Here is a 22,938-nt window from a genome sequence, read left to right as displayed (position 1 = left end):
GCTGCGCGCCGAAGGCTGCCGAGCACCAGAACCAGTCGGTGTCCCAGCGCCACAGCACTCGGGTGGCGCCGGGGGCGGCTCGGTCGTGACACCTACCGTCGGCAGGTCCCGGTCGATGACGTGCAACGTGGTGCGCTCGACCTTGCGCATCACCTCGTCGATCTGGATCGAGTGGGTCAGGTGGTGCAGGAAGAACACCAGCATCAGCAGGCTGACGAACAGCAGCACCAGCGCGACGGTGACCGCGAGCCGCGGGTACTGGTCCGTCCGCTCGCCGGCCTTCACGCCGACGGTGTAGAGGCCGGCGCTGCTGTAGGTGAAGGTCGCCACGAAGATGCTCAGCACGACCTGGTTGACCCGGTCGCGCAGGAAGTTGCGCAGCAGCCTGGGGGAGAACTGCGTCGAGGCGAGCTGGAGCGCCACCACGGTGAGGCCCAGGACCAGGGCGATCACGGTGGCCATCGTGCTGGCGATCGCGATCAGGAGGGTCCGGGCGTCGTCCGCCGTCCCCTGGAACAGGAACCGGTCCCGCCACGAGCCGGGCTCGATCTCGACGAAGCTGAGGGCCGAGCCGGTGACGAGAGCGAGCACGACGGCCACCGACGGCATCGCCCAAAGGGCTCCGCGCAGGTACTCGCTCGCCGCATCCCGCCGCATCCCGGCCACCCCCTCCCTGTGGTCAGGGTCGCGCCACGCCCACGCTGGGTCAACGGTCGGCGCGCAGATCGGCTGGCCGTCGACGGTCTAGGCTCGGAGCGTGGTGGGCGGCGTACCGGTGGAGTTGCTGGCGCATCTGCGGCGTGCGCGAGATGTTGCTGACCGCAACTATGCGGAACCGCTCGACCTGGCCAGGCTGGCGGCCGCGGCCGGGGTGTCGAAGTACCACTTCCTGCGCTGCTTCGCGGCCGAGTACGGCGAGACGCCGATGCAGTACGTGACCCGGCGGCGGATCGAGCGGGCCGGCGACCTGCTCCGGGCCACCAACCTGACCGTCACCGAGGTGTGCGGCCTGGTCGGGTACAGCAGCCTCGGGTCGTTCTCGCAGCGGTTCACCGAGCTGGTCGGGATGAGCCCGTCGGAGTACCAGCGGACCCAGTCCGGCGCCCGGATCCCCGGGTGCTTCGTGTTCATGCTCGGGCTGAAGTCCGCAATTCCGGAGAAGCCGGAGACGGGCGCCGGGCCCTACCGTCGTACCGAGAGCAACGACGAGGAGGAACCATGATCACCAACATCAGCCTGATGAGCGTCTTCGTCACCGACATCGACGAGGCGAAGGCCTTCTACACCGACAAGCTCGGGTTCGTGCTGAAGACCGACATCACGCTGTCGGACTTCCGCTGGTGCACCGTGTACCACCCCGACCACCCGGAGCTGGAGCTCCAGCTCGCGCTGCCCGGCCCGCCGCTGGACGAGGAGGCCACCGAGGCGATCCGGCGGATGATGGCGAAGGGCACGATGCACGGGTTCGGTATCGGGACCGACGACTGCCGCAAGACCTTCCAGGAACTGGTCGCCAAGGGCGTCGAGTACATCCAGGAGCCGAGCGAACGCCCGTACGGCGTCGAGGCCGTCCTGCGGGACAACTCCGGCAACTGGCTCGTCCTGGTCGAGCAGAAGCCGTACAGCGCGGAGGACTTCGCCTGATCCGGGCACGTCCGGCGACCGCCCGGTTCGTCGTCAGGAGACGGCAGTAGCCGTCGCCGACCTTGGTCAGGTCGTCACCGCCGAGCACCCGCTGCACGTTCCTGGTGGAGCCCGCGACGCTCACGTGGTGCACGGTCGACTCGGCCAGCTGCGGCACCTCCGGAACCTTCTTCGCAAACGGCTCGCTCTCGATCGCGCTGGTCCGGCTGAACACGATCACGAACACCAGCGCGAGTGCGAGAAGCCCAGCGATCAGGCCGGCGATCAGCAGGCCCGGCCTTCCTGGTCGGTCCCCGAGTACGACCTGAGCTGACCGTGGAGCAGCGAAGGGTCACGTCCGGTCGCCGCGTCCGGTTGTTCCCGGGGCGGATGGTCCGGCATGGTGACCGGATGGACATCACGGTGGATCCGGTCGGGATCACCCCGCCGTACGAACAAGTGCGGTCACAGATCGAAGGTCTGATCCGGGCCGGGGAGCTGGCGAAGGGGACTCGGCTGCCTACGGTGCGGCAGCTGTCGCTTGACCTCGGGCTGGCAGTGAACACGGTGGCGCGGGCGTACAAGGAGCTCGAGGCGGACGGGCTGGTGGAGACGCGCGGGCGCAACGGGACGTTCGTGCTCGCCGAGCGCAGCCAGGTTGATGATGCTGCGACCCATCAGGCAGCTGTTGCGCTTGCGTTGGCCGCCCGTCGGGCTGGGCTTAGCTTCGCCGAGGCGACTGAGATTTTGCATCGGGCCTGGTAGTCACCCACGCGTGCTACGCAGCCGCTCCTCCGACGCGTCCGCTCCGCGCGCTCCCACCCGCCCCCGGCTTGTCGCCGGTGCATCATTTGCCAGGCTGCCGCCGGCGGGTTTGCGGGCTGCCGCCCGCGGTTTGCGATGCTGCCGTCCCGCGGGTGTGTGGGCTGTCGCCCGGGGTTCGCGGTGCTGTCGCCCCGCGGTTGTGCGGCTGCCGTTCGCGTGCCTGACGGCTTTCGCCGCCGTGCCGTGGCTGTCGCCTGGCGATCGTGCGGGCTGCCGCCCGGGGTCTACTCGCCTGTCGCGTGTGGTGGATAGCTAAGCAGGCGTTGTCCGCAAGGCGGTTGGCGCCGGCGCGGGCCGGCTGCTGCAGAGCGCTTGGACGGGTGCTGGGGCGCTAGCACCTGATATTTCCTGTCCACACCAACCAGACGTTGTCTCCGGCCCCGAGTCCCGACCGGATGAACGCCGCGGTCAACGCCGCGCGACAGCGCGCAGAGCGCGGGCGGCAGCCCGCAGTCGACGGCGATAGCCGGCAAGCACACCGGCGGCAGCCGGATCAACCCGCGGCTCGACAGCACCGCGGACCCGCGGGCGGCAGCCCGCAAGCACACCGGCGGCAGCCGTCAACCCGCGGGGCGGCAGCACCGCGGCCGCGTGGGCGATAGGCCCGCAGACCCACCGGCGGCAGCCAGGCAGGAATGCACCGGCGGTAAGCCGGGGGCGGGTGGGAGCGGGCGGAGCGGACGCGGCGAAGGAGCGGCTGCGTAGCACGCGTGGGACGAACAACGCCCCCGTCCATCGGAAACGATTCCAGATTGCTTTGGTCAACGTTGTAACGAGCTATGTACACGCTGTCCTGACGTTGCTACTGTCCCGGCTGATTTGACATCGATGTCAGCGACAGGGGAGTGGTCACGATGGTCTCGAGACGAACGTTCCTGGCGGGTAGCGGGGCGGTGGCGGCGGGTGGATTCGGGGTGGTTCAGCCTCTTTCCGCGGCCGCTGCCGACAACGCTGCCAATGCTTCGGCGGGTGTGCGGGCGGAGATGGCCCGCTGGTTGCCTGCCTTCGCGCGGCCGGGGCGGTTGCACTACGGCGACGTCAGCAAGCTCAGCGGGGGCGACCAGACCCTGCTGACCACCTTGCAGGGCGTCGTCAACCGCACGAAGCCTGAGCTGTACTTCCTGTTCAACCCTGGTGGTCCGGACGGTCCCGATGCCAAGTGGCTCGCGGACATGAAGCTGCCGACCACCCGGTACGACGATCCGCTCGAACTGGTGGCGAAGTATCGCAGCCGGATCCGGGGCGCGATCGTTCACGATCCCGCCGTACCGGACTCGATCAACGTCGCGACGACGATGGCCGGGCTGGAGAACTCGGTCGTGGCGACCGTGGACCAGGCCAAGGCGCACGGGCTGCGGATCGTGAAGGACCTGCGGGGTGTCTTCGACGGTGATCGGGTGAAGACCTATCGCTGGCAGCTGGAGAACCTGTTCCCGCGGTGCAACCAGAAGCTGCTCACCGGGCTCCCGCCGACGATGGTGGTCCAGGCCGAGAACGTGCAGTGGCAGGAGATCGCCCGCGAGATCCGGCAGATCCGGGACTCGTCGAACCGCGGGACGTACGACCTGGACGTCTCGGCCAAGCTCGGCGCCGACGGGGTGTACGTCCGGTTCGGGGACTCGTTCGGCGACGACGGCTGGGGCGCCTCGGTGCTCGGGGTCTCGGTGAAGGCGAACGGAGTCGAGATCGCCCGGTTCCTGCCGAACACGCCGGAGGAGGCGCCGTACCTGTTCGAGGCCGCGAACTCGTCGATCGGTGGCGAGGGCAACCGGTTCGCCGACGGCGGGAACTACTGGATCTACCGCTTCGCCCCGCCGGCCGGGACGACGAGCCTGGTGGTGACGGTGGAGATGTGGAACCAGTACGTCGTGTCCGCGACCGACACCGCGCCGACCCGGATCGAGCCGTTCCCGTTCTTCCGCGACTACGTGGTGGCCACCAAGGCCCTGGTGAGCTGGCTGCCGCCGAACGGTCCGACCGGGGACTTGCTGACCGAGCACTTCGACAAGGTCGGGCCGACCGCGCCGTACGCGGGCTGGTTCTCGAACGACGTCGCGGGGGAGTGGAGCGGGGTCGACCTGGCGTCCCAGGGCGGCTCGCCGGTGATCCCCGCGGACTTCTACATGAACGGCACCGTGCACTCCGGCTTCGTCGCGCCGATCTCGGACAAGGTCCGGCCGGTACGGCGGTTGGAGCCGAAGAACAAGGTGTACGTCACGCTCACCTTCGGCGAGGGCGACAACGTGCAGTACTGCCAGCGGCGGATGCGCGACATGTGGGACGACCCGCGGCGTGGCGAGGCGATGGTCAACTGGACGATCAGCCCGCTGCTCGCCGAGATCGGCCCGGGGCTGTTCAGCTACTTCCAGCGGACCGCGACGGCCAACGACCTGCTGATCTGCGGGCCGTCCGGCGCCGGTTACAGCTACCCGGGGTCGTGGCCGGCCGACCAGCTGACCGCGTACCTCAAGCTGTCCGGGTCGTTCATGCGCCGTACCGGCATGGACCTCGTCTACGCCTACAACCACCGCGATGCGAACGGCTGGGTCGCGTTCCCCGAGGAGATCGCCCAGGGGTACAACGACCACACTCCGCTGCAGGGCATCATCCAGTCGTGGGAAGGCGGCGACCTGCTGGTCAAGCGTGGCGGTCTGCCGATCATCGGAAACTTCGGCGCACCCGGGAAGGCCGCTGAGTACAAGGCCGCCCTGGACCGGAAGATCGCCGACTGGGACGGCGCGAGTCCGTACTTCATCGCGTGCGGTATCAACGCGTGGGGCTGGACGCCGTCCGACATCGCCGACCTGGCTCCGCTGCTGACGGACCCGTACGAGCTGGTGCTAGGCAACACCTTCTTCGACCTGCTCAACAAGGTTCTGTAGGGAGACACGCTCCGGCGGGCGGTCCGCCAGCGCCCGCCGGAGCGTGGGTTCACCGGAACAGCTCGTGCGCGTTCCGCAGTGCGTTGGCGGCCACCTGCTTGCCGAGGGTCACGCCGACGGTGTCCGCCGTACGCGTGTGAATGCCCGACCAGACACGCGCGTCGACGTTCTCGATGGTCAGCTGGCGCCAGTTGTCGTAGGTGCGCGTCACGCCGGGTGCTGTCGGACTGCCGATCGTGTACGGCTTCGCCGTACGTGCACCGACCAGTGCGTTGAGCACCTGCTCTGCCGCCCCGGAGTAGGTGTTGTGCCCGCTCGGGTAGTCCGGGTGAGCGGGCGTGTTGTGCAGGGGTGTCCACGCGGCGTCAGCGGTCGCGCGGATCGCGGTGACCGGACGCCAGCGCTGGTAGGTGTACTTCGTGTCAGACGTCGCGATCTGCGTGTCGACGGAGGCCACGTGGAACAGCGCGACCAGCTTGGCCCGCTCGACGAGTGGACGCGTGGCAGCCTCGGCGACGGCTACGCGCAGGGGAGCGGTGTAGAGGACGTACGACGACCCGAGCCAGAACGTGGCCGTATCCGTCTGGGCCTGGGTGCGGGTGGTGCTGTTGAAAGCACCGTCGGCGCGCACCTCGGCGAGGTCGCGGTTGTAGCGGGGCGAGCCCAGCGCGGGCGGCGGTCCCGGGCGGAACTGGTCGGCGCTCTTCAGCAGGAACGGCTTGGCCAACCGGTTCCCGTACTGCGTGCCAGGGCTGTAAGTCGGCGGTGTGGGCTGCCAGACGCCTGGAGTGGGGGACGGCGGAGTGAAAGGCGCATTGACCGAGGCCGGGTCCAGTCCGTCGCCGGCACGTGATGCCAGGACTTCCTTTGCCTGTGTGCGTCCGGCTGCAACTCCTGCAGTCTCGGCGGAGCCGTCCGGGATGCGGGCGAGTGTCGTGACCAGTGACTGGTCGAGCTCGGTCTTGCGGGCCGGCACGAGGGTCACCAAGGTCTCGTGGACCGCACTGGCGAAGGCGGCTTCCTGGTACGGCGTGGAGCCGGCCGGCGACCGCAGTACTGCGCGACTGGCGGCGAGCCAGCCGATTGCCCAGGTGCGGTTGTTGGTCACCTGGGTCGGCGCACCGGCCGCGGTGATGGTGTCAGCGGTGACGTCGTACCACTCGAGTGCGACATCCACCGCGCTGGTTGCGGCCGCGGTGGGGACTGCGACCAGGGTGGACAGAGCGAGGGCGGGGGCGACCCCCAGGGCAAGGGATCTGCGTAAGGTCTTCACCCTGGGAGGGTGACAGTTCGCAGTGCCTCGTCACCCGCTGTATTACTACCTGGACACTAGACATTCACGCCACCTGACTGCGGTAGGGCGGCCGCCCGGCGGGGGAGCCGGACGGCCGCTGGGTGGGGGTCCGGGTTACCAGCGGTGGGCGACGTCCACCACGAGGCGGGTGTTCGAGCCCGGGCCGGCGAGGGTGAAGACGCGGAACGGGAGCCGGGCGCGGACGCCGAGACCGATGGTGGTCTGGCCTTCGAAGCTGCCGGCGTACGCGACCTGGCGGAACGTGCTGAAGCCGGCGACGTTGGTCAGCTCGCGCTTGTTCGCGGGGCTGTACGTCGGCTGTCCGGCCTGCGTGTGGGCGGGTGCGCGGACGATGACCTGGAGTTTCGCGCCGCCGCGGAGCGGGACCACGAAGCCGGAGCCGTCCTGGGTGACGTTGGTGACGTAGCGGACGTCGTACCCGGCGGCGCGGCCGCGGAGGTCGACGACCAGCCGGTCGAAGCATGCGTGCCGGCCGGTGCGCACGTTGGTGATCGGCGCGGTAGTGGTCCGGCTGTTGGTCTCGGGCAGCGATCCCCAGCCCTTCGGGCAAGCGGTGCTTGCCGAAGTGGTGGTGCTGGTCGAGACGGTGCGGGGGGCGGAGGTGGAGCCGGTGACGGCCGGTGCGGCGATCGCTGCGGCCGGGATCGCCATGACGGCGAGGGCGGCGAGGATCGTCTTGCGCGAGATGTGGTGGATGTTCATGATGTCCCCCCTTTCAGGACAAACGGTTAGACGCCGGTCTTCACCAGTTGGTTGACTGCGACCATGACGCCAGCTGAGTTGCTCGAGGTGTTCCACCGCCGGATCCGGTTGCCGGACGCCGACACCATCCCCGGCTGGAAGACCGAGCACGTCGGCCTGGTGCACCGCTCGTACGTCGAAGGCCCTGACGGCGCCGGGTTCGTCGAGACGCCCCGCGGACTCGGCGACGACCCGGACGCGGTGATCGCGGCCGAGGTCGCGTTCTTCCGTGACCGTGGGTTGCCGTTCGAGTGGAAGACGTACGCGTACGACGAACCCGCCGACCTCGGCGACCGCCTGGTCCGGGCCGGCTTCACCGCCGACGATCCGGAGACCCTGATCCTCGGCGAGGTCGACCGGATCCTGGAGCGGCCGTCCGCGCTGCCGTCGAAGGTGCGGCTGCGGGAGGCCGACGGCCCGGCCGACTACCACCGGATCGCCGTACTGATGGACACGCTGTGGCACAACGGGCTGGAACGGATCGAGGAGCGGCTGGCCGGCGAGGCCCGAATGTTTCCGGACCGGTTGTCGGTCTACCTGGTCGAGGACGCGTTGCAGGGGCCGGACGGGCCGGCGGTGTCGGCCGCGTGGGTCCGGTTCCACCCCGGGACCGGGTTCGCGAGCCTGTGGGGTGGCGGCACGCTGCCGGAGTGGCGGCGGCAGGGCCTGTACGGCGCTTTGCTGGTCCACCGGGCCCGGCTGGCGAAGGAGCGCGGGTACGAGTTCCTCCGCGTGGACGCGTCCGAGGACTCCCGTCCGATCCTCCAGAAGCTGGGTCTGCACGGCGTCACCACGACCACGCCGTACAACTGGACCCCTGACACGCCTACCTGACGTACGGAACGACACGCCGAGGCTGTACGTTGCCGAATCATGGCTCTGAAGATCGCTTCCCGCTTCCGCCGGCTGCTGCAGCGCCCCGGCTCGATCGACCTCGGCCCGTACGAGCGGCTCACCCAGCTGGTCGGCGAGGCGGAGGAGTCGGTGCAGTCCCTGACCGACGAGGAGCTCACCGAGGCGGTGGGCGAGCTGCGCACCACCGGCGGGCTGCACGAGGACGAGCAGATCGAGTTCCTCGCACTGGGCCGGGAGGCCGGTCACCGCGCGATCGGTGAGCGGGCCTTCGACGGCCAGGTCGTCGGCGCGCTGGCGATGCTGCAGGGCCGGGTCGTGGAGATGGCGACCGGTGAGGGCAAGACGCTGGCCGGCGCGATCGCCGCGGCCGGGTACGCGATCGGCGGCCGCAAGGTCCAGGTGCTCGCGGTCAACGACTACCTGGCCCGTCGCGACGCCGAGTGGATGGGCCCGGTGTACGACCTGCTCGGGGTGAGCGTCTCGCACGTCGGCCAGGCGTCCACGCCGGAGGAGCGCCGTACGGCGTACCAGGCGGAGGTCTGCTACGTCCCGGTCAGCGAGGTCGGGTTCGACGTACTGCGGGACCGGCTGGTGACCGACGTGGCCGACCGGGTCACGGTCGAGCCGGACGTGGCGCTGGTGGATGAGGCCGACTCGGTGCTGATCGACGAGGCCCGGGTGCCGCTGGTGCTGGCGGGTGCGACCCGGACCGAGGCGCTGGACGACGACGTCGTCCAGCTGGTCCGGACGCTGCGTGCCGGTGTGGACTACGAGATCGACGGCGACGGCCGGACGGTCGCGCTGACCGACAAGGGCACCGACAAGGTCGAGGAGACGCTCGGCGGGATCAACCTGTACGAGGACGACAACCTTGACCGGCTCACCCAGATCAACGTCGCGCTGCACGCCGAGGTGCTGCTGCGCAAGGACGTCGACTACCTGGTCCGCGACGGCAAGGTCAGCCTGATCAACAACAACCGCGGCCGGATCGCCAAGCTGCAGCGCTGGCCCGACGGTCTGCAGGCCGCGGTCGAGGCCAAGGAGGCCGTGCCGGTCAGCGACTCCGGTGAGGTGCTGGACAGCATCACCGTGCAGGCGCTGATCAAGGGCTACAAGACGCTGTGCGGCATGACCGGTACGGCGGTCGTCGTCGGTGAGTCGCTGCAGGAGTTCTACGACGTCGAGGTGGCCGTCGTACCGCCGAACAAGCCGAACATCCGCAAGGACGACCCGGACCGGCTGTACCTGACCGTCGAGCAGAAGAACGCGGCGCTGGTCGAGCACATCGCCGAGGTGCACGAGACCGGGCGGCCGATCCTGATCGGGACGCACAGCGTGGAGGAGTCAGAGCAGTTGAGCGACCGGCTCGAGGCGGCCGAGATCCCGCACGTCGTGCTGAACGCGAAGAACGACGCCGAGGAGGCCGCCATCATCGCCGAGGCCGGTGTGCCGGGGACGGTGACGGTGTCGACGCAGATGGCCGGCCGCGGTACGGACATCCGGCTGGGTGGGCGCGACGAGTCGCACGACAAGGAGAAGGCGCTCGAGCTGGGCGGCCTCTACGTGATCGGGACCGGCCTGCACGCCTCGCGGCGGCTGGACGACCAGTTGCGTGGACGGGCCGGGCGGCAGGGTGACCCGGGTGGGTCGCTGTTCTTCGCCAGCCTGGCCGACGAGCTGGTGACCCGGTACTCCGTTTCGTCGGGGCTGCGGCCGCACCCGGACGAGTCCGGGCGACTGACCGACCGCAAGTCGATGGGTGTGCTCGAGCACGCGCAGCGGGTCGCGGACGGCGCGAACGCTGAGCTGCACCGGACCACGTGGCAGTACCACCGGCTGACCGGGCAGCAGCGGGCGATCCTGCTCGACACCCGCGAGAAGGTCCTCACCGAGGACCTCGCCGCGACCGAGCTGGCCGAGAAGGCCAAGGAGCGGTACGACGAGCTTGTCGAGGAGCTCGGCGAGGACGTGGTGAAGGACGCCGTACGGCGGATCGCGCTGCACCACCTGGACCGGCGGTGGACCGACCACTTGGCCTACCTGGCCGACCTGCGTGAGGGCATCCACCTGCGGTCGCTGGCCGGCGGCATCGTGCACCTGAAGCCGATCGACGAGTTCAACAAGTCCGCGATCGCGTCGTTCGACACCCTGATCGCCGACGCCTGGACCGACGCCGCCGAGACCTTCAAGACGGCCGAGATCACCGCCGACGGCCTGGACGAGGAGGCGAGCGGCGTCCCGCGCCCGACCGCCACCTGGACCTACCTGGTCAACGACAACCCGTTCGGCACCGAGGCCGACCGAATCCTCGGCCGCCTTCGCAACGCCATCAAGCCGGAGTCCGTCGCCCAGGCCGAGGAGATCCCCGCCGAGACCTTCGACGAGGACGACCTGCCGGAAGAACTCCGCGACCTGGACGACGAAGACGAGGACCTCCCCGAGGCGGACGAGCGCGACGGCGCGGATGAGGACGACTCCGACCGGAAGAAGTAGCGGATGCGGACCGCCAGGCCATCACGATCGCTTGAGCGCCGCCGTGCCCGGCGTGCGGCGCTGGTGCGACGTCGATTGTGATGGCCTGGCGGTCCGGGCCGTCCCACGGCGGCGGTGCGCCGTTGTCGGTGCGGCTGGTTAGGCTTCTCGCGTGAGTGAGGGCTTGTTCGAGATTCCGGGTGCTCCCGCGCCGGCTCGTGGTGGCGGGAGTCTGGCGGATATGGATCACACGGCTGCGCCGTTGGCTGTGCGGATGCGGCCGCGGAGTCTTGACGAGCTGGTGGGGCAGGGGCATCTGCTGGCGCCTGGGTCACCGCTGCGGCGGCTGGTCGAGGGGGATCAGCCGATGTCGTTGCTGCTCTGGGGTCCGCCGGGGACGGGGAAGACCACCATCGCGGCGGTGGTTTCGCACCAGACGAACCGGAAGTTCGTGGAGTTGTCGGCCGTCACCGCGGGGGTGAAGGACGTTCGGCAGGTGATCGACGCGGCTCGGCGGGATCTGGCCCGGGCCACCGGGGCGGTCGAGACGGTGCTGTTCATCGACGAGGTGCACCGGTTCACGAAGGCGCAGCAGGACGCGCTGCTACCCGGCGTGGAGAACCGCTGGGTGACCCTGGTCGCGGCGACCACCGAGAACCCGTTCTTCTCGGTGATCTCACCACTCCTCTCGCGATCGCTCCTGCTCACCCTCGAGTCGCTGACCGACGACGACATCGCCGTACTGCTGGACCGGGCGCTGGCCGACGAGCGCGGGCTGAACGGCGAGTTCGAGCTGGCGCAGGACGCTCGCGACCACCTGCTCCGGATGGCCGGGGGAGACGCCCGGCGGGCGCTGACCTACCTGGAGGCCGCGGCCGGTGGCGCGCGGGCGAAGGAAGCCGAGGTCATCGACCTGAAGACGCTCGAGACGGCCGTCGACCGGGCCGCGGTGCGGTACGACCGGGCCGGCGACCAGCACTACGACGTCGCGTCGGCGCTGATCAAGTCGATCCGCGGTTCGGATGTGGACGCCGCGATGCACTACCTGGCCCGGATGATCGAGGCCGGCGAGGACCCACGGTTCATCGCCCGGCGGCTGGTGATCTCGGCGAGTGAGGACATCGGCATGGGCGACCCGACCGCGCTCGGCGTCGCGGTCGCCGCAGCCGAGGCCGTCCAGCTGATCGGCATGCCGGAGGCCCGGATCAACCTCGCGCAGGCGGTCGTCGCCCTCGCGCTGGCTCCGAAGTCCAACGCGGTGATCATGGCCGTCGACGCCGCGATCGCCGACGTGAAGGCCGGCAAGGTCGGCCCGGTGCCACCCCATCTGCGCGACGCCCACTACGCCGGAGCGAAGAAGATCGGCCACGGCTCGTCGTACCAGTACTCCCACAACGACCCGCGCGGCATCGTCCCGCAGCAGTACGCGCCGGACGTGATCGACGGCACCGACTACTACAACCCGACCCGCCACGGCGGCGAGGCGGCGTACGCGGACCGGGTCGCGAACATCCGCAAGATCCTCCGGGACCGCAAGTGAGCCGCACCACCGACCACGTCGACGCCTTCAACCACGCCGTCACCACCGGCGACTGGGACACCTTTGCCGCCCGCTTCGCCGCCGACGCCACCATGACCTTCGTGAACGTCCCGGCCGGCCCCTTCCACGGCCGTACGGCGATCGCCGCGGCCTACCGCGAGAACCCACCCACCGAAACCATGACCCTGTTCGACGACGAGACCCGCTTCCGCTGGTCGAGCGGCACCACGGGCACCATGGCCCTCACCTGGACACCAGCCGGCGCCGTACAAACACTCACCGTCACCTTCGACTAGTCCGTCGGGGGTGCCGGGTTGTGTGGTCGGCTCAGGTGGGTAGGCTGCCAAGCGGCCTGGGGGTGAAAGGTTTTTGCATTGAGGCAGTTCAACCCGCCCCCCGGTTGGCCGGAACCGCCGAACGCGCGGTGGCGCCCGCCAAAGAACTTCACACCCGATCGTTCCTGGCCGAGTCCACCGGCCGGCTGGGCTTTCTGGGTCGACCAGGACGGCCAACCGGTCCGCGGACCGATCGGCCGGTACGGCGGCCCGCCCGTCGTCAAGATCAGCGCCCTCGTCGCGACCGTGCTGGCGCTGGCCGGGCTGCTCCTGTTCGTCCCGTTCGGGGGACGCGAGACGGCGACGACGACCTCGCCGCCGCCTCCTCCGACCGAGTCCCAGGACACGACCTCGAACGAAGGTACGACGACCAGGCCGCCGGTCGGGAAGCCGTTCGGCAGCTCGCCGGACGAGGTGACCACGACGCCGAACCAGCAGAACCGGAGCCAAGAGCCGTCCCGGTCGGGATCGAGGACGTCGGACCCGGTCACGGAGTGGTTCCCGGAGGCGCAAGGCTCGGCGAGCCCGACGGCGCCGGCACCACCCTGGACGGCGCCGGCAGCTCCGGCATCATCGACGCAGCCCGCGACGCCGAGGCCGTCGCCGAGCAAGCCGACCACGGCGCCACCGAGCCCGCCCGCGTCCACTACGCCGGCGCCTTCGCCCAGCCCGACCGCCACGGTGGAGCCGACTCAACCGGCGCCGTCCCCGACGCAACCCAGCACCCCGGAGCAGCCGACGCCAAGCCCGATCCCCAGCCCGACCCCGACCGCGCCGAGCCCGAGCCCGACCCCGAGCCCGACGCCGACTCGGAGCAAGGGCCCGAGGCTGCTCCCGATCCCGATCCCGCCCGGGCTCACCCAGCTGAGCCCGATCGGGTGACACAGCCACGCCGCAGCGCCCCCTGCACACCCTGTGTACCTGGTGACGCCGCGACGTAGCCGAGCCCGGCTGGGTGACACCAGGGAGTTGCCCAGCCGGGCCCGGGTGGGACCGGCGATCAGCCCGGTCCGTGGGTTTGGTGGGGGACTGTGATCTGAGGGATGGTGTCCTGGAGCGGACTGAGGTATGGCCGCGCGATAAGGTCGGGCGGTCCACGAGGTCGCAACGGAAGGTGGATCGTTTCCCATGAGCGTCGGTGAAGTCGCGGGGCTGATAGCCGCCTGCGCGCTGCTCATCCTGGTGGGCCTGCTGGCCTATCCGATCCTGAAGCTGGGCAAGGTCCTGGACGAGACCCGGATCATGGTGAAGGGCGTCTCCGACTCCAGCGTCCCGTTGCTCGGCGAGGTGACCAGTACCGTGGCCACCACCAACGCACAGCTCGCCAAGGTCGACACCATCACCGACAACGCGACCACGGTGACGACGAACGCGGCGGCCCTGATGTCGCTGTTCTCGGCGACCGCCGGCGGCCCGCTGGTGAAGGCGGCGGCGTTCACGTACGGCGTCCGCAAGGCGCTCGGCGACAGCCAGCGCAAGGACGTCTCCCGGCGAGTGAATGAAGAGATGAAGGCCGAGCGCAAGGCACGCAAGCGGGGTGACATCCGATGAAGCGGATCTTCTGGCTGGTCATCGGCATCGCGGTCGGCGTGTACGCCGTGACCCGGCTGAAGAAGCGCGCCCAGGTGCTCGCCCCGGAGAGCCTGCAGGAGTCCGCGGCCAAGGTGGCCGCCGCGATCCGGCACTTCGGCGACGAGGTGCGCGAGGGCATGGCCGAACGGGAGACCGAGCTGCGGGACGCGCTCGGCATCGACACAAACACAGACACGCGTGAGGACTACCGGTAACACCCATGGAAACCAGTGAGATCAGGCGGCGGTTCCTGCGGTACTTCGAGGACCGCGGCCACACCGTGGTGCCGAGTGCGCCGCTGCCGTCGCCGGACCCGAACCTGCTGTTCAACGTGGCCGGCATGGCCCAGTTCGTGCCGTACTTCGTCGGTCAGCAGACGCCGCCGTACTCGCGCGCGACCAGTGTGCAGAAGTGTGTCCGGACCCTCGACATCGACGAGGTCGGCAAGACCACCCGGCACGGCACGTTCTTCCAGATGAACGGCAACTTCTCCTTCGGCGACTACTTCAAGGAGAAGGCGATCGAGTACGCCTGGGACCTGGTCACCCGGTCCCAGCGCGACGGCGGCTACGGCTTCGACGAGTCGGTGCTGTACGCGTCGGTGTACTACGACGACGACGAGGCGATCGACCTGTGGAAGCGGGTCGCCGGCCTGCCCGACGACCGGATCGTCCGGCTCGGCATGAAGGACAACTTCTGGTCGATGGGCATCCCCGGCCCGTGCGGCCCGTGCTCGGAGATCCTGATCGACCGCGGCCCGGAGTTCGGCGCCGACCGGGACTGGGAGGCGGGCGACCGCTACCTGGAGTTCTGGAACCTGGTCTTCATGCAGAACATCCGCGGTGAGGGTGGCGGCAAGGAGGGCTACCCGATCCTCGGCGAGCTGCCGAAGAAGAACATCGACACCGGTCTCGGCCTGGAGCGGGTGGCCTACCTGCTGCAGGGCGTCGACAACATGTACGAGATCGACGAGATCTACCCGGTGATCGAGAAGGCCTCGGAGCTGAGCGGCCGCAAGTACGGCGCCGACCACACCGACGACGTGCGGTTCCGGGTGGTCGCGGACCACGTCCGCAGCGCGCTGATGCTGATCGGCGACGGCGTGAACCCGGGCAACGAGCAGGGCGGCTACGTGCTGCGCCGGCTGCTCCGCCGGGCGATCCGCTCGATGCGCCTGCTCGGCTACGAGGACCCGAGCCTGGTCGAGCTGCTGCCGGTCAGCCTGGAGCAGATGAAGAAGTCGTACCCCGAGCTGGAGCCGGACTTCGGCCGGATCAGCCAGGTCGCGTACGCCGAGGAGGAGGCGTTCCGCCGGACCCTCACGGCCGGGACCAGCATCTTCGACATCGCCGTTCGCGAGACCAAGGCCGGCGGCGCGCACCAGCTCGAGGGCGCGAAGGCGTTCCAGCTGCACGACACCTACGGCTTCCCGATCGACCTGACCGTCGAGATGGCCGCCGAGCAGGGCCTGAACGTGGACACCGAGGGCTTCAAGGCCCTGATGAAGGAGCAGCGCGAGCGGGCCAAGGCCGACGCGCGGGCCAAGAAGGCCGGCCACGCGGACACCTCGGGCTACCGGGAGCTGCGCGAGAAGGGCGTCACCGAGTTCACCGGCTACCAGGAGCTGGCGACCGACTCGCAGGTCCGCGGGGTGCTGCGCGAGGGCGTCGTAGCACCGTCCGCCGAGCAGGGCGAGACCGTCGAGGTGGTGCTGGAGAAGACCCCGTTCTACGCGGAGTCCGGTGGCCAGATCGCCGACGAGGGCCTGATCGTCGCCGACGGCGTGAAGCTGAAGGTGCTCGACGTACAGCGGCCGGTCAAGGGCCTGATCGTGCACAAGGTCGAGGTCGTCGAGGGTGTCCTGACGACGGGCCTGGACGTGCACGCCGAGGTCGACCACGAGTGGCGCGTGTCCGCGTGCCAGGCGCACTCCGGCACGCACGTCGTGCACGCGGCGCTGCGGCAGGTGCTCGGCCCGAACGCGCTGCAGAGCGGTTCGTACAACAAGCCCGGCTACCTGCGGCTCGACTTCGCCTGGTCGTCGGCGCTGGACCAGGCGACCCGGTCCGAGATCGAGGAGGTCGCGAACCTCGCCGTCCGGCAGGACCTGCCGGTCTCGGCGCAGTACATGACGCTGCCGGAGGCCCGGGAGTGGGGCGCGCTGGCCCTGTTCGGCGAGACGTACGACGAGCAGGTGCGGGTCGTGGAGATCGGCGGCCCCTGGTCGCGCGAGCTCTGTGGTGGCACGCACGTGAAGCACTCGTCCCAGGTCGGTGCGCTGACCGTGACCGGTGAGTCGTCGGTCGGCGCCGGTGTTCGCCGGCTCGAGGCGTTCGTCGGCATGGAGGCGCTGCGCTACCTCGGCAAGGAGCGCGCGCTGGTCCGGCTGCTGAGCGAGAACCTCAAGGCCCGTCCGGAGGAGCTGCCCGCGAAGGTGGCCGACCTGGCCGAGCGGCTGCGGGCCGCGGAGAAGGAGCTCGAGCGGATGAAGGCCGGCCAGGTGCTGGCCGCCGCCGCCGAGCTGTCCGCGAACCCGAAGGACGTCTTCGGGGTCCAGTACGTCGGTCATCGCGCCCCCGACGGCGTGAACGGCGGGGACCTGCGGAAGCTGGCCCTCGACGTCCGCGGCCGGATGGCGGCCGACAAGCCGGCCGTGGTCGCCGTACTGAGCGTGAACGACGGCAAGCCCGGTGTGGTGATCGCGCTCAACGACACCGCGCGCGAGTGGCGGCTGAAGGCCGGTGACCTGGTCCGGGTCGCCGCCGAGAAGCTGGGCGGCCGCGGTGGCGGCAAGGACGACGTCGCGCAGGGTGGCGGCACCGACCCGGCGGGCGCCGACGACGCGCTGTCCGCGGTCGAGCACACCATCGGCCAGCTCGTGACGGGTTGATGCGTTCCTGATGAGATCTGGTGTGCGGCTCGCGCTCGACATCGGCGACGTCCGGATCGGCGTCGCCAGCAGCGATCCGCACGGAATCCTGGCCACCCCGGTGGAGACGATCCGCCGGGGGCCCGGCGATCTGGATAGGATCGCCGCACTCGCCGCCGAACTGGCGGCGGTCGAGATCGTGGTCGGCCTGCCGCGCTCGCTGTCCGGAGGCGAAGGACCGGCCGCGGTGAAGATCCGGGAAACGGCGGAGCTGGTGCGGGCTAAGGTGCAGCAGGGCAACTCGGGGACGGCAGTGCGCCTGGTGGACGAGCGGTTCACCACGGTCACCGCCGAGCGCATGCTGCGGGAGCGGGGTAAGAAGGGCTCCAAGCGGCGGGCCGTGGTCGACCAGGCCGCGGCGGTCGTGATTCTGCAACACGCTCTCGACGTGGAGCGCGAGACTGGGAACCCACCCGGGAGGCCCCTGTGAACAGAACACCGGTGGAAGACGACGTGACCGACGGCGACGATCTGGGCACCGGCCTCGGATTGCGGCCCGAGAGCCGGGTCGAGCGCCGGGCGAACCGCCGCAAGGCGCGGGCGCGGCGCGGGTTCGGCTGCTTCGCCGGCCTGATCTCGCTGGTGGTCGTCGGCGCGCTGGTGGCCGGGGCCGTGATCGGCTTCGGCAAGGGCCGGGAAGCCTTGGAGCAGATGTTCGCCGCCCCCGACTTCGAGGGCGCCGGCACCGGCACGGTCGTGGTGGAGATCACCCAGGGCCAGAGCGCGCAGGCGATCGCGGACACGCTGGAGAAGAAGGGCGTGGTGAAGAGCGCCAAGGCGTTCGAGCGGGTGGCCCGGGACGACCCGCGCTCGCGCCAGCTCCAGGCCGGCACCTACACCCTGCACAAGGAGATGTCGGCCAAGGCCGCGCTCGAGCTGATGCTGGACACCGGCAAGTCGATCCTGGTCACCCGGATCGGGTTCCGGGCCGGCCTGACCAAGGCCGAGGTCAGCGAGACGCTGCAGAAGTCGCCGAAGCTGAAGCTGCCCGCCGGCGCCGCCGCGACCGCGCTGTCGAAGCCGGCCGCGCTGGGCCTGCCACCGTACGCGCACAACAACGCCGAGGGCTTCCTGTACCCGGGCACCTACGACGTGTCGAAGGGCGCGACGGCGTACACGATCATCAAGATGATGACGCAGAAGTACGCGACGACCGCGGCCGAGCTGGACCTGGTGGGGACCGCCAAGCGCAAGAAGCTGGACCCGTACCAGGCGGTGATCGTGGCCAGCATCATCGGCGCCGAGACCAACCGCCCGCAGGACTACGCCAAGGTGTCGCGGGTGATCTACAACCGGATGCGGGTCGGCATGCGGCTGCAGATGGACTCGACCATCCACTACGTGGTCGGCCGGGACGGCGGCGTGTTCACCACGCCGGAGCAGCGCGACATGGACTCGCCGTACAACACCTACAAGGTGAAGGGCCTGCCGCCGACGCCGATCAACTCGCCGACCAAGGACACGCTGCGGGCCGCGCTCAACCCGGCCCAGGGCTCCTGGCTGTACTTCACCCTGGTCAACCTGGACACCGGCGAGACGGCGTTCGCGAGCACGTCGGACGAGCACGAGGCCAACGTGAAGAAACTGCAGGCCTGGTGCCAAGCGCACAAAGGCCGGTGCTGATGACTGTGTTGGATTGCCGCGCCTCCGGCACGGCGGGGTCATGGGGCTGTGCCTCCCGGCCTTCCCTCGTCACTCCAGTCGCTTCGCTCCCTCCGCTCCTGAGTCCAGGCCGGGAGGCCCCATGACCCGATGTGCCGTTCTCGGGTCGCCGATTGCGCACTCGTTGTCGCCGGCGATGCACCGGGCCGCGTATGCCGCGCTCGGGCTTGACTGGCAGTACGACGCTTTCGAGGTGGGCGAGGACGAGTTGCGTGGATTCGTCGCCTCGCTCGGGGACGATGTTCGCGGCTTGTCGTTGACGATGCCGCTGAAGCGGGTCGCGCTGGACCTGGTGGACACCGTCGACCCGGTCGCGGAGCTGATCGGCGCGGCGAACACGATGTTGTTCGAGCCGGACGGATCCCGGTCGGCGCACAACACCGACGTACCCGGGCTGGTGAACGCCTTCGCCGAGCGCGGGATCACCGCCGCCGACTCCGCCGTCGTGCTGGGTGGTGGGGCGACCGCGGCGTCCACGCTGGCGGCCTTGCGTGGTATGAAGGTCAGCGAGGTGACCGTCGTCGTCCGGGACGTCTCCAGAGCCGAGCGGCTGCTGGACCTGGCCGCCGAGCTGGGGCTGAAGACGTCGGTCGCGGACTTCTCGCAGGTCGAGCAGATCGGCGGGTTCGACCTGTGCGTCTCGACGCTGCCCGGCGGCGCCGTCGACCCGTGGGCGGAGCACTTCGCCGGGGTCGCGCCGGTGGTGTTCGACGTGGCGTACCACCCGTGGCCGACCGGCTTGGCGATCGCGGCGCACCGAATCGGTACAGAGCTGTTGAACGGCCTTGATCTCCTCGTGCATCAGGCGACCCTCCAGGTGGAGATGATGACCGGTAGGTCGCCGGCGCCCCTGGCGGCCATGAGGACCGCCGCCCGTGAGGAGCTCGACGATCGTGGGCCAGTTTGACCGCCGGACCCTGCTGAGAGCAGGTGCAGTCGTCACCGCCGGAGTGCTGACGAGCTGCTCCGACCCGAAACCCGCGGCCGCGGCGCCGAACTGGAACAGCTTCTCCCGCTCGCTCAAGGGCCGGCTGTACCTGCCCGCGAGCTCCGGCTACGCGGCCTCGCACCAGCTGTTCAACCCGCGCTGGGACTCGATCCAGCCGGCCGGGGTCGTCAAGGCCGCGAACGCCGCCGACGTCCAGAAGGCGATCAACTTCGCCCGCTCGAACAAGCTCGTGATGGTCCCGAAGGGCGGCGGGCACTCGTACGTCGGCGCCTCGACGATCAGCAAGGGCCTGATGGTCGACCTCGGCGCGATCCGCGGGATGAGCTACGCGAACGGCGTCCTGACTGTCGGCGCCGGCGCCCGGCTGTACGACGTACACGCCTTCCTGGACAAGTACGGGCGCTCGCTGCCGACCGGCACCTGCCCGACCGTCGGCGTCGCCGGGCTCTCGCTGGGCGGCGGGATGGGGATCCACACCCGGGCGTTCGGGCTCACCTGCGACCGGATCCTCTCGATGGGCGTGATCACCGCCGACGGCGTCGCCCGGAACGTCAGCGCCGCGGCCGACCCGGACCTGTTCTGGGCGTTGCGGGGCAGCGGCGGCGGGAACCTCGGCGTGGTGACGTCGTTCCGGTTCGCGACCATCCCGGCGACGAAGCTCGGGTTCTTCCGGCTGACCTGGCCGGAGTCGAAGGCTGCGGCGGTCGTCCGCGGCTGGCAGAAGTTCGCCCAGTCGGCGCCGGTCACGTCCTGGGGCAACCTGCACATCGATGCCCGCAGCAACGGAACGCTGTCGGTCCATGTGCTCGGCATCTCCACCACCGGCAACGCGGCGGCCGCGGCCGCGCAGCTGGAGTCGTTCGTCGGCTCGAAGGCCTCGTCGCGGTCGATCACGGTGAAGACGCACCTGGAGGCGGTCCGGTACCTCGGCGGCGGGACGACCAGCCCGCGGACCGGGTTCCAGGCCGGTTCCGACGTACTGAAAGGCCCGATGGACGCCGCGACGATCACCGCGCTGCTCGGTGCGGTGAAGGCGGCGGCGCGGGCGAAGACGCCGGCGTCGGCGATCATCGACCCGCTCGGCGGTCAGGCGGCCAAGCAGCCGAGTGGTGGCTCGTCGTGGGCCTGGCGGTCGGCGCTCGGCGTGATCCAGTGGTACTCGTCCGCGCAGGGCCGAACGGCGCAGACCTTCATCACCAACGGCCATCGCGCGGTCCGCAAGTACTCGGCCGGCGGCTACGTGAACTACGTCGAGAACGGCCGCTCGGTCAGCACTTACTACGGCGCGAGCCTGGCCCGCCTCCGCACGGTCAAGAAGAAGTACGACCCAGCCAGCTTCTTCCGCACCCCGTACACCCTTGCCTAGCTAGTCTCCGGCCATGAGGTTCTGGCGGATTGTCGCGGGTGTGCTGGCTCTCGGGTTCGTCGCGGCCGGGGTGACGCCTGCGTGGGCGTGTGCGTGTGGCGGCTACCTGCCCGACCAGGAGTCGCGGGCTCGGGCGTACGGCGAGAACGCGCTGGTCCGCCACCAGGGCGGGACCGAGGAGATCACCGTGTCGATGGCGATCAACGGGTCGTCGAAGAAGGCGGCCTGGATCATGCCGGTGCCGTCCGAGGCCAAGGTCGAGCTCGGCGAGGAAGGGCTGTTCAGCCGGTTGCAGTGGACCACCCGGGAGCGGGTCGAGGAGCGCAAGACGTACTGGCCGTTCCGGGACCTCGGCATCATGGGGAGCGGCCGGGGCGACACCGCCGGCGCGGCTCCCGGCAACGGCAACGGGGTGAACGTGCGGCAGCAGATGGTGCTCGGCCCGTTCGAGGTCGTCCGGCTGACCGGCACCAGTGGCGGCGCGGTGATCGACTGGCTGCGCTCGAACGCGTACGTCGTCCCGCCCACGCTGGCCGCGAACCTCACGCCGTACCTGGCCGAGAAGTGGGAGATCGTCGCGGTGAAGCTCGCGCCGAAGCAGCCCGGCGAGAACATGAGCGGGTCGACCCCGCCGCTCAAGCTGACCTTCGCCTCGGAGCGGATCGTCTACCCGATGCGGCTCAGCAAGGGCGCGACGTCCGACCAGACGGTCACGGTCTACGTCGCCGCCGAGCATCGCGTCGACGCGACCCAGCTGCCGGACGCTGCCGTCAGGCCGGAGCTCCTGTACGCCGGCCGGGTCCAGGACGAGGCCTTGCCGGCGCCCGCCAACTTCCTGACCGCCTACACGGCCGAGTACGACGAACCGGGCCGGATCACCGACGACTTCGTCTTCCAGCGGGCCGCGACGGACGACGAGTTCCAGCGGGTCCGGTACGTGACGGTCAACGACGGTCTGTGGAGCACGGTCGGCATCCTGCTCGGCGGTCCGCTGCTGCTCGGCCTCGTCGCGGCGGTCGTCGCCAGGATCCTGGTACGGCGGTCGTCCACAGGCCGCGCGTAGCCGCGCCGGAAATCGTCTAGGCTCCTGGATCGTGCCGGCTGAGAACGCGATGCTCGCCGCAGGGGCCGGTGTGGTCTTCTGCGGTCCCGCGGCGTACCTGCTCGGCCCTTGGCTGATGCGGCGGATCCCCGAGCCGACGCTGGAGGAGGGCGAGACCAAGATCCCGTACGCCGACCTGGCCGGGCGGCGGGCGGCGTCCTGGTGTGGTCTGCTCGCGGCCGTGTCCGGCGGACTGCTCGGCTGGATGCTCGGGACGACCCCGGTGCTGGTCGCCTGGCTCCTGCTCGCGGTGTCCGGCGCCGTGCTCGGGTACATCGACGCGCGGACGCGGTACTTGCCGTCGGCGATCATCTGGCCGTCGTACCTGGTCGTCGGGCTGGCGCTGCTCGGCGCGGCCGTCGTGTCGGGGGAGTGGGGCTCGCTGCGCCGCGCGGTGATCGCGGGTGCGATCGGGTTCGCGGTGTTCTACGTGCTGTGGTTCGTGTTCCCGCGCGGCGTCGGCTTCGGCGACGTCCGGCTGTCCGGCCTGCTCGGCCTCGCGCTCGGCTGGCTGGGCTGGGGCGAGTTCATCACCGGCCTGTACGGCGGCTTCTTCCTCGGCGCGGTCGTCGGGATCGCGCTGATCGCGACCAAGGTGATGACCCGCAAGCAGATGGTCCCCTTCGGTCCCTTCATGCTGATCGGCGCCCTGGGCGGGGTGCTCCTCGGTGGACCACTTGCGGAGTTGTACGTCGGATAGCTGATGCGGCCGGTCAGCCGAACGGCTGATGTGGGAGACGGCTGATCCGGCCGGACGACGCGCGGTACCA

The 22,938-nt window shown here is 70.0% G+C and carries 21 protein-coding genes; 18 read left to right on the top strand and 3 right to left on the bottom strand.

Annotated features, from left to right (window positions below; all coding sequences use genetic code 11):
* On the bottom strand, positions 1 to 657 hold a 657-nt coding region (locus ACWCOV_RS28495; protein WP_449832390.1), incomplete at its 3' end, for a DUF2254 family protein.
* A gap of 100 nt (positions 658 to 757) precedes the next feature.
* Here ACWCOV_RS28495 and ACWCOV_RS28490 point away from each other — a divergent pair.
* The 4 genes from ACWCOV_RS28490 to ACWCOV_RS28475 all read left to right on the top strand — a co-directional run bounded on the left by ACWCOV_RS28490 (position 758) and on the right by ACWCOV_RS28475 (position 5,330).
* The gene (locus ACWCOV_RS28490) at positions 758 to 1,222 is read left to right on the top strand and encodes a helix-turn-helix transcriptional regulator (RefSeq protein WP_449832389.1); all 465 of its coding nucleotides are present in this window, start codon (positions 758 to 760) and stop codon (positions 1,220 to 1,222) included.
* A complete protein-coding gene (locus ACWCOV_RS28485) occupies positions 1,219 to 1,644 on the top strand; it encodes a VOC family protein (RefSeq protein WP_449832388.1) in 426 nt (141 codons plus the stop codon). Before ACWCOV_RS28490 ends, ACWCOV_RS28485 begins: the two co-directional genes overlap by 4 nt.
* 390 nt (positions 1,645 to 2,034) lie before the next feature.
* Complete coding sequence (locus ACWCOV_RS28480; RefSeq protein WP_449832387.1) at positions 2,035 to 2,388, top strand: GntR family transcriptional regulator; 354 nt, start codon at positions 2,035 to 2,037, stop codon at positions 2,386 to 2,388.
* 974 nt (positions 2,389 to 3,362) lie between these two features.
* The gene (locus ACWCOV_RS28475) at positions 3,363 to 5,330 is read left to right on the top strand and encodes a GxGYxYP domain-containing protein (protein ID WP_449832386.1); all 1,968 of its coding nucleotides are present in this window, start codon (positions 3,363 to 3,365) and stop codon (positions 5,328 to 5,330) included.
* 49 nt (positions 5,331 to 5,379) lie between these two features.
* On the opposite strand, the gene ACWCOV_RS28470 is transcribed toward ACWCOV_RS28475, so the two are convergent.
* The gene (locus tag ACWCOV_RS28470) at positions 5,380 to 6,603 is read right to left on the bottom strand and encodes a vanadium-dependent haloperoxidase (RefSeq protein ID WP_449832385.1); all 1,224 of its coding nucleotides are present in this window, start codon (positions 6,601 to 6,603) and stop codon (positions 5,380 to 5,382) included.
* 135 nt (positions 6,604 to 6,738) lie between these two features.
* Positions 6,739 to 7,347 carry an AMIN-like domain-containing (lipo)protein gene (locus ACWCOV_RS28465; protein ID WP_449832384.1) on the bottom strand — a complete coding sequence of 203 codons (609 nt, stop codon included), beginning with the start codon at positions 7,345 to 7,347 and terminating at the stop codon, positions 6,739 to 6,741.
* Between the two features lie 63 nt (positions 7,348 to 7,410).
* Here ACWCOV_RS28465 and ACWCOV_RS28460 point away from each other — a divergent pair, with 63 nt between their 5' ends.
* The 14 genes from ACWCOV_RS28460 to ACWCOV_RS28395 all read left to right on the top strand — a co-directional run bounded on the left by ACWCOV_RS28460 (position 7,411) and on the right by ACWCOV_RS28395 (position 22,868).
* On the top strand, positions 7,411 to 8,220 hold the full coding sequence (locus ACWCOV_RS28460; RefSeq protein WP_449832383.1) for a GNAT family N-acetyltransferase: 810 nt from the start codon (positions 7,411 to 7,413) through the stop codon (positions 8,218 to 8,220).
* 39 nt (positions 8,221 to 8,259) lie between these two features.
* Positions 8,260 to 10,734 (top strand): accessory Sec system translocase SecA2, encoded by a 2,475-nt coding sequence (gene secA2 / locus ACWCOV_RS28455; protein ID WP_449832382.1) that lies wholly within the window; start codon positions 8,260 to 8,262, stop codon positions 10,732 to 10,734.
* A 151-nt stretch (positions 10,735 to 10,885) separates the two neighbouring features.
* A complete protein-coding gene (locus ACWCOV_RS28450) occupies positions 10,886 to 12,253 on the top strand; it encodes a replication-associated recombination protein A (RefSeq protein ID WP_449832381.1) in 1,368 nt (455 codons plus the stop codon).
* Complete coding sequence (locus tag ACWCOV_RS28445; protein ID WP_449832380.1) at positions 12,250 to 12,549, top strand: nuclear transport factor 2 family protein; 300 nt, start codon at positions 12,250 to 12,252, stop codon at positions 12,547 to 12,549. Before ACWCOV_RS28450 ends, ACWCOV_RS28445 begins: the two co-directional genes overlap by 4 nt.
* A 78-nt stretch (positions 12,550 to 12,627) precedes the next feature.
* Complete coding sequence (locus ACWCOV_RS28440; RefSeq protein ID WP_449832379.1) at positions 12,628 to 13,470, top strand: hypothetical protein; 843 nt, start codon at positions 12,628 to 12,630, stop codon at positions 13,468 to 13,470.
* A 246-nt stretch (positions 13,471 to 13,716) separates the two neighbouring features.
* Positions 13,717 to 14,139 carry a DUF948 domain-containing protein gene (locus ACWCOV_RS28435; protein ID WP_449832378.1) on the top strand — a complete coding sequence of 141 codons (423 nt, stop codon included), beginning with the start codon at positions 13,717 to 13,719 and terminating at the stop codon, positions 14,137 to 14,139.
* Complete coding sequence (locus ACWCOV_RS28430) at positions 14,136 to 14,375, top strand: DUF6167 family protein (protein ID WP_449832377.1); 240 nt, start codon at positions 14,136 to 14,138, stop codon at positions 14,373 to 14,375. Before ACWCOV_RS28435 ends, ACWCOV_RS28430 begins: the two co-directional genes overlap by 4 nt.
* A 5-nt stretch (positions 14,376 to 14,380) precedes the next feature.
* Complete coding sequence (gene alaS / locus ACWCOV_RS28425; RefSeq protein ID WP_449832376.1) at positions 14,381 to 17,050, top strand: alanine--tRNA ligase; 2,670 nt, start codon at positions 14,381 to 14,383, stop codon at positions 17,048 to 17,050.
* A 10-nt stretch (positions 17,051 to 17,060) separates the two neighbouring features.
* Positions 17,061 to 17,519, top strand: a complete 459-nt coding sequence (gene ruvX / locus ACWCOV_RS28420) for a Holliday junction resolvase RuvX (RefSeq protein WP_449832375.1) — start codon at positions 17,061 to 17,063, stop codon at positions 17,517 to 17,519.
* Complete coding sequence (gene mltG / locus ACWCOV_RS28415; protein WP_449832374.1) at positions 17,516 to 18,712, top strand: endolytic transglycosylase MltG; 1,197 nt, start codon at positions 17,516 to 17,518, stop codon at positions 18,710 to 18,712. The genes ruvX and mltG overlap by 4 nt, the downstream gene beginning before the upstream one ends.
* A gap of 121 nt (positions 18,713 to 18,833) precedes the next feature.
* On the top strand, positions 18,834 to 19,658 hold the full coding sequence (locus ACWCOV_RS28410) for a shikimate dehydrogenase (protein ID WP_449832373.1): 825 nt from the start codon (positions 18,834 to 18,836) through the stop codon (positions 19,656 to 19,658).
* On the top strand, positions 19,645 to 21,066 hold the full coding sequence (locus tag ACWCOV_RS28405; RefSeq protein ID WP_449832372.1) for an FAD-binding protein: 1,422 nt from the start codon (positions 19,645 to 19,647) through the stop codon (positions 21,064 to 21,066). Before ACWCOV_RS28410 ends, ACWCOV_RS28405 begins: the two co-directional genes overlap by 14 nt.
* 13 nt (positions 21,067 to 21,079) lie before the next feature.
* Positions 21,080 to 22,129: a DUF2330 domain-containing protein gene (locus tag ACWCOV_RS28400; protein ID WP_449832371.1), complete on the top strand. Its 1,050-nt coding sequence runs from the start codon at positions 21,080 to 21,082 to the stop codon at positions 22,127 to 22,129.
* A 31-nt stretch (positions 22,130 to 22,160) separates the two neighbouring features.
* Positions 22,161 to 22,868, top strand: coding sequence for a prepilin peptidase (locus ACWCOV_RS28395; protein WP_449832370.1), 708 nt, complete (start codon positions 22,161 to 22,163; stop codon positions 22,866 to 22,868).
* Positions 22,869 to 22,938: the final 70 nt, after the last annotated feature.

The sequence above is a fragment of the Kribbella sp. NPDC002412 genome (assembly GCF_053592935.1).
This window is presented reverse-complemented; position numbering and strand designations above follow the sequence as displayed.

Excerpts from the sequence above, each read along its gene's own strand:
- secA2 (WP_449832382.1), top strand. The coding sequence starts at position 8,260 with ATGGCTCTGAAGATCGCTTCCCGCTTCCGCCGGCTGCTGCAGCGCCCC.
- ACWCOV_RS28400 (WP_449832371.1), top strand. The coding sequence starts at position 21,080 with ATGAGGTTCTGGCGGATTGTCGCGGGTGTGCTGGCTCTCGGGTTCGTC.
- ACWCOV_RS28435 (WP_449832378.1), top strand. The coding sequence starts at position 13,717 with ATGAGCGTCGGTGAAGTCGCGGGGCTGATAGCCGCCTGCGCGCTGCTC.
- ruvX (WP_449832375.1), top strand. The coding sequence starts at position 17,061 with ATGAGATCTGGTGTGCGGCTCGCGCTCGACATCGGCGACGTCCGGATC.
- ACWCOV_RS28480 (WP_449832387.1), top strand. The coding sequence starts at position 2,035 with ATGGACATCACGGTGGATCCGGTCGGGATCACCCCGCCGTACGAACAA.
- ACWCOV_RS28485 (WP_449832388.1), top strand. The coding sequence starts at position 1,219 with ATGATCACCAACATCAGCCTGATGAGCGTCTTCGTCACCGACATCGAC.
- ACWCOV_RS28465 (WP_449832384.1), bottom strand. The coding sequence starts at position 7,347 with ATGAACATCCACCACATCTCGCGCAAGACGATCCTCGCCGCCCTCGCC.
- alaS (WP_449832376.1), top strand. The coding sequence starts at position 14,381 with ATGGAAACCAGTGAGATCAGGCGGCGGTTCCTGCGGTACTTCGAGGAC.
- ACWCOV_RS28460 (WP_449832383.1), top strand. The coding sequence starts at position 7,411 with ATGACGCCAGCTGAGTTGCTCGAGGTGTTCCACCGCCGGATCCGGTTG.
- ACWCOV_RS28430 (WP_449832377.1), top strand. The coding sequence starts at position 14,136 with ATGAAGCGGATCTTCTGGCTGGTCATCGGCATCGCGGTCGGCGTGTAC.
- ACWCOV_RS28410 (WP_449832373.1), top strand. The coding sequence starts at position 18,834 with ATGACCCGATGTGCCGTTCTCGGGTCGCCGATTGCGCACTCGTTGTCG.